Genomic DNA, 6,919 nt, shown 5'->3' with positions numbered 1-6,919 from the left:
CGAGCGGCCTGCCCCGCGAACAGCTCCGGCAGCGACACCCCGGCCACCACGGACATGTCGTTCCACCCGAACAGCACCTGGTCGCGCTCGTCCGCACCCAGGACGGTGATGTCCGACAGCAGTGTCCGCTCGCCACCGTCGACCGCGTTCTCCAACGCCGGCACCAGGCCGGCGACCGCGGTGTGGAGCATCCCGGCGACCGCGACAGGGTCGATCGGCCCGACCGCGTCCACGATCAGGCCGAACCGGTCGCCGTCGTCGTCGATCGACACGGACATCGGATAGTTGTTGTTATCTCGCATGAAGACCGACCGCACGCCGGCGAAGACACCGCTGTCGGTCTGGCCGCCGCCGGCCGCACCCGGGTTGTTGTGCCGGTAGTTGAACAGCGTCGTGAACAACGGCAGGTCACTCGGCACGCCACTGGCCTGTTGCGCCAGCACCAACGGCGCGTGTTCGTGTTCCAGCAGCTGGGCCAACTGCACTCGCATCGCCTCAACCGCCGTCAGCGCATCCAGGCCGTCAGTGGAAACCCGCACCGGCAGCGTGTTGATGAACAGGCCCGGCACCCGGTCCGCGCCGGCACCCGCGTTCATCCGGCCGAACAGCACCGTGCCGAAGACGACGTCGTTCAGGCCCGAGACGACCGACAACACCCGGGACCACGCCACGTGCATCAGCGTCGCCGGGCTCACCCCCAGTCTGCGGCCCACCTCCCGCAGCCGCACACCCACACCGGCATCCAGCCAGACACCGGCCCGCACCACACCCGACCCATCGCCACGCACATCACGGACCCCGAACGGCGCCGTCGGCTCCTCGACCCCCGCCAGCAGGTCCCGGAAAAACGCCTCGTGATCGCCACCGGCCGACGTCTGCGCCACGAAATTCCGGAACGGCAACGGCTCCGGCAGGGTGTCCGCGCGCCCGGACAGCACCACCTCGATCTCGCTGAGCACCACGTCCAACGTCGTGTGGTCCTGAACCATGTGGTGCATCAGCAGCAGCCCGAGCCATCGGCCTCCGTCGACCTCGGCCACGTGCAGATCCAACAGCGGCGCCCGGCCCAGATCCATCGTCAGTTCCACCGCCGACAGCAGTTGCGCGACCACGTCTGCGGTGTCGGCCGGCAGGGTCACCTCGGTCACCGGCAATCTCGCCGACCGCCACACCACCTGCACCGGCGCCCGCAACCCGGCCCACACCAGCGAGGTCCGGAATACGTCATGCCGGTCGATCACGTGTTGCAGCGCCGCGATGAAGCCGTCGAGCCGGTCACGGTCGGCGAACTCGATCATCGACTGCGATACGTACGCGTCCTCACCGCCGTCGGCGAGCACATGGTGGAACAGGATTCCCTGCTGCAACGGGGCGAGGGGATAGATGTCCGCGACGTTGCCGGCGCCGCCCGCCACCGATCCGACCACCAGGTCGATCTCGGCCTGGGTGAGCTCCACCAGCGGCAGCATCTCCGGCGTGATCACGTCCGCACCGGCCGGGATCAGGTTGGCCGGCACCTCCGCCGCCGCCACCACACCCACCGCCGCCGCCAACCCCGCCGGCGTCGGGGACACGAACAACGCCCGCACCGAAACCGACACCCCCCGCACCCGCAGCCACTCCACCAGCCGCACCGCAAGCAGCGAATGGCCACCAAGCGCGAAGAAGTCATCATCGACACCGACCACGTCCAGGCCGAGAACCTCCGCAAAAGCCCGACACAACAACTCTTCCCGCACGCTCGCCGGGCCGCGACCGGCCCCGGCCGCAGCCGTGAAGTCCGGCGCCGGCAACGCCTTGCGATCCAGCTTGCCGTTGGGAGACAGCGGCAGTGCGGCCAGCACCACGATCGCCGCCGGAACCATGTACTCCGGCAGCCTCGATCCCACGAACTCCCGCAACGCGCCACCGTCGACGTCCCCTACCACGTACGCCACCAGCCGCTTGTCGCCGTCTGCGTCCTCACGGGCGATGACCGCTGCCCGGGCCACGTGCGGATGCGCGGCGATCACGGCCTCGATCTCGCCCGGTTCGATCCGGAAACCGCGAATCTTCACCTGCTGGTCCGCGCGGCCGACGAACACGAGCTCGCCGTCCGTGGTCCAGCGCACCACGTCGCCGGTGCGGTACAACCGGCCCCCGCCGGTGCGGTCGAACGGGTCGGCAACGAACCGATCCGCCGTCAGACCGGCCCGGCCCAGGTACCCGCGGGCCAGCTGCGCACCGGCCAGGTACAGGTCGCCGGGCACACCCGCCGGCACCGGCGACAGCCACTCGTCCAGCACGAACGTCCGGCTGTTGCCCATCGGACGCCCGAACGGGACCACTCCACCGGCGGGCACACGCTCCATGTCAACGGTGCCGGCCGCGATCATCACCGCCGCCTCGGTCGGGCCGTACGTGTTGACCAGCAGCCGGTCCGTCGACCACAGTGCGGCCTGCCGGGCCGAGATCGCCTCCGACCCCACGACAACCCGGCGTACCGGACCCAGGTCTCGGGGGGTGATGGCCTCCAGCAGGCTCGGCACCACGCTCGTCACGAGCACGCCGGCCGACGTGACCAGGTCCCGCAACAGCCCGGCGTCCGCGCGTTCCGCGGACGACGCCACGACCAGCCGCGCACCCGACGTCAACGCGACCGCGACGTCCAGCACCGACGCGTCGAAACTGAACGACGCGAACTGCAACACCCCCACGCCCGGACCGGCACCGAACACCGGACCGAACACATGCGCCGAGTTCGCCAGCGCACCATGCGACACGCCTACGCCCTTGGGGCGCCCGGTCGAGCCGGACGTGTAGATGACGTACGCCAAGTGGCCCGGCAACGCGCGGACCGGCAGCGCCTCGCCGAGGGTGTCCGCCGGCAGGTCGTCCACCAGCACCAGGTCCACGTCGGACCCGGCCAGCACCTGGGCCGCTGACGACACCGTCACCACGCACACGGGTGCCGCGTCCGCGACCATGAACCCGACCCGGTCCGCCGGGTACTCCGGGTCGATCGGCACGTACGCGCCGCCGGCCTTCCACACGGCGAGGAGCGCCACGACCATGTCCACGCCCCTGGGTAGGCAAAGACCCACCAACGATTCGGGGCGGACTCCTCTGGCCATCAGCAGCCGGGCCAGCCCGTCGGCGCGCACGTCCAGCTCGCCGTAGGACACGGACGCTCCGTCGCACATCACTGCGACGGCGTCCGGGTCCCGCGCCACCTGGGCCGCGAACAGCTCCGGGACGACCGCCGCCGGAACGTCCACCGCCGTGGCGTTCCACTCACGCAGCACCCGGTCGCGTTCGTCCGCGCCGAGCACGTCAACCACGGACATCGGCGCCGACGGGTCCGCGACAACCGCCGCCAGCATACGCACCCACCGCGCCGCGACGTCGACGACCGTGCCGGCGTCGAACAGGTCCGCCGATCCGATGAGCGCACCGCGCAGCCCGGCCGGCGTGCCGTCGGCGTCGAACACCTCGACCACGACCAGGTCCAGATCGAACCTGGCCGACTGCACGGTCTCCACCTGGGTCGCGTCGGCCGGGGGCGCCTGGCCTCCGGGCAGGTCGAGGACCGCGTCGCCGGTGTTCTGCACGGTCAGCATCACCTGGAACAGCGGGTGCCGCGACAGCGACCGCACCGGCGCCAGTTCCTCGACGAGGCGTTCGAACGGCACGTCCTGGTGCTCGAAACCGGCCAGTGCCGTCTCGCGCACCCGGCCCAGCAGCTCGACGAACGTCGGGTCACCCGACAGGTCCGTCCGCATCACCAGGGTGTTGACGAAGAACCCGACGAGATCGTCCAGTGCCTGGTCGGTACGGCCGGCGGTCGCGACCCCGATGGGGATGTCCGTGCCGGCGCCCAGTTTCGACAGCAGGAGCCCGAGACCGGCCTGCAGCACCATGAAGACGGTGACGCCGTGCTCCCGGGCGACCTGGAGCAGCCGGGCGTGTACCTCAGGACTCACCCGCACCGGCACCGAATGCCCCTGGTGACCGGCCACCGACGGGCGCCGCCGGTCCGCCGGTAGCGCGAGCTCCTCCGGTACACCGGCCAGAGCACGCCGCCAGTAGGCGACCTGACGCGACATCACGCTGTCCGGGTCGGTCTCGTCACCGAGCAGCTCGCGCTGCCAGAGGGTGTAGTCCGCGTACTGCACCGGCAGCGGCACCCACTCGGGGCGCCGGCCGGCCGCCCGCGCCTCGTATGCCGTGGTCACGTCGGCCGCGAAGGGGCTCATCGACCAGCCGTCACCGGCGATGTGGTGCACTACCACGACCAGCACGCGCTCGCCGGTTTCCGTGGTGAAGAGCCACGCCCGGATGGGCACTTCCCGAGCCAGATCGAAGGTGTGCCGGGTCGCGCCCGTCACCGCCTCGACGAGGCCCGCCGACGACACGTCACTCGACTCGAGCTGCCAGTCCAGGTCGGCGGGCGCGATGATCCGCTGGTAGGGCTGACCGTCGGCGGTCGGGAACACGGTGCGCAGCACCTCGTGCCGGCCGATCACGTCACGCAGCGCGGCAGCCAACGCTACGGTGTCGACCTGACCGGACAGGCCCAGGACGGCCGGGATGTTGTACAGCGGGCTCGGCCCCTCCAGCTGGCCGATGAACCACAGCCGTTGCTGCGCATACGACAGCGGCAGGCGCTCCGGGCGCTGCCACGGGACCAGTGCGGAGCGAGCCTGACCGGCACCGGTCAGCCGCTCGGCCAGGCCGGCCACCGTCGGGGCCTCGAACAGCGCCCGCAGCGACAGTTCGACGCCGAACACCGCCCGGACCCGGCTCACCAGGCGGACCGCGAGCAGGGAGTGGCCGCCGAGGGCGAAGAAGTCGTCGTCGACGCCGACCGCGTCAAGGCCGAGCACCTCGGCGAACGCGAGACACAGCAACTCCTCCCGCACGTTCGCCGGGGCCCGGCCGGCGCCGGCCGCGGGCGCGAAGTCGGGTGCGGGGAGGGCCCTGCGGTCGAGCTTGCCGTTGGGCGACAGGGGCAGCCCGGCCAGCACCACGACCGCGGCCGGGACCATGTACTCCGGGAGGCGGTCAGCGGCGAACCCGCGCAGCGCGGCCGGCAGGCCGTCACCATGACCGTCGGCCGGGACCACGTAGGCGACGAGACGCTTGTCGCCGGTCGTGTCCTCGCGGGCGATGACGGCCGCCTGGGCCACCCGCGGGTGCCCGGCCAGGACCGCTTCGATCTCGCCCGGTTCGATCCGGAAACCGCGGATCTTCACCTGCTGGTCCGCGCGGCCGACGAACACGAGCTCGCCGTCCGCAGTCCAGCGCACCACGTCGCCGGTGCGGTACAACCGGCCCCCGCCGGTGCGGTCGAACGGGTCGGCAACGAACCGTTCCGCCGTCAGACCCGCTCGGCCGACGTACCCGCGGGCCAGCTGCACACCGGCCACGTACAGCTCACCGGCCACACCCGCCGGCACCGGCGACAACCATTCGTCCAGCACGTACGTGCGGCTGTTGCCCATCGGGCGGCCGAACGGCACCACCGGGACGCCGGCGATCCGCTGCGGGTCCATGACGCTGGTCGCCATGATCACGGCGGCCTCGGTGGGACCGTAGGCGTGGACGAGCAGCCGGCCCACCGACCACCGTTCGGCCTGCCGGGCCGAGAGAGCCTCCGAACCCACCACCATCCGGCGCACGCAGGCGAAGTCCTGTGGCGTCAACACTTCCAGCAGGCTCGGCACCACACTGGCGACCTCCACGCCGGCCGACGTGACCAGGTCCCGCAACAGCCCGGCGTCCGCGCGTTCGACCGACGACGCCACGACCAGCCGCGCACCCGACGTCAACGCGACCGCGACGTCCAGCACCGACGCGTCGAAACTGAACGACGCGAACTGCAGCACCCCCACGCCCGGACCGGCACCGAACACCGGGGCGAGCACACCTACCGCGTTCGCCAACCCGGCGTGCGTGACCGCCACACCCTTCGGCCGGCCCGTCGAGCCCGACGTGTAGATCACGTACGCCGACTGGTCCGGTAGCGGTAGGGCCGGCAGCGACGCGCCGGAGGCTTCTCCGGCCGGGTCGTCGAGCAGCACCAGATCCACGTCGGATCCGGCCAGTACGCCGGCCGCCGATGACACCGTCACCACGCACACGGGTGCCGCGTCCGCGACCATGAACCCGACCCGGTCCGCCGGGTACTGCGGGTCGATCGGCACGTACGCGGCGCCGGCCTTCCACGCGGCCGACAGCGCGACCACCATGTCCACGCCGCGCGGCAGGCACAGACCCACCACCGACTCGGGGCGGACGCCGCGGGCCACGAGCAGCCGGGCCAGACTGTCCGCGCGCGCGTCCAGTTCGCCGTACGTCAGCGACACCCCGTCGCACATCACCGCGACGGCGTCCGGGTCCCGCGCCACCTGGGCCGTGAACAGCTCCGGGACAGTCGCCGCCGGAACGTCCACCGCCGTGGCGTTCCACTCACGCAGCACCCGGTCGCGTTCGTCCGCGCCGAGCACGTCAACCACGGACATCGGCGCCGACGGGTCCGCGACGACCGCCGCCAGCACACGCACCCACCGCGCCGCGACGTCGACGACCGTGCCGGCGTCGAACAGATCCGCCGAACCGATCAGTCCACCCTGAAGGCCGACGGCCGCGCCGTCGGCGTCGAACACCTCGACCATGGCCAGGTCCAGGTCGAACTTCGCGAACGCCGGTGCGGCCCGCGTCGGCGTGGCGGGCCGGCCGGTGTCGGTGCCGGCGAGGTTGACGTCGGCGTCGGCGTTGTTCTGCAGCGTGAACATGACCTGGAACAGGGGGTTGCGCGCGAGGGAGCGGGTGGGGGCGAGTTCCTCGACGAGCAGTTCGAACGGGGCGTCCTGGTGTTCGAAGCCGGCGAGGGTGGTGTCGCGGACCTGGTCGAGCAGCTCGGTGAAGGTGGGGTCGC

General features: G+C 71.7%; 1 protein-coding gene. It reads right to left on the bottom strand.

The genetic code is table 11. From position 1 onward, the window contains the following. On the bottom strand, positions 1–6,919 hold a 6,919-nt coding region (locus ABZ321_RS58035), incomplete at both ends, for an amino acid adenylation domain-containing protein (protein ID WP_354905643.1).

The organism is Dactylosporangium sp. NPDC006015, from assembly GCF_040614215.1.
GTDB lineage: Bacteria > Actinomycetota > Actinomycetes > Mycobacteriales > Micromonosporaceae > Dactylosporangium > Dactylosporangium maewongense.
The sequence above is the reverse complement of the archived record's forward strand: the minus strand, read 5'-3'. Positions and strand labels throughout refer to the sequence as shown.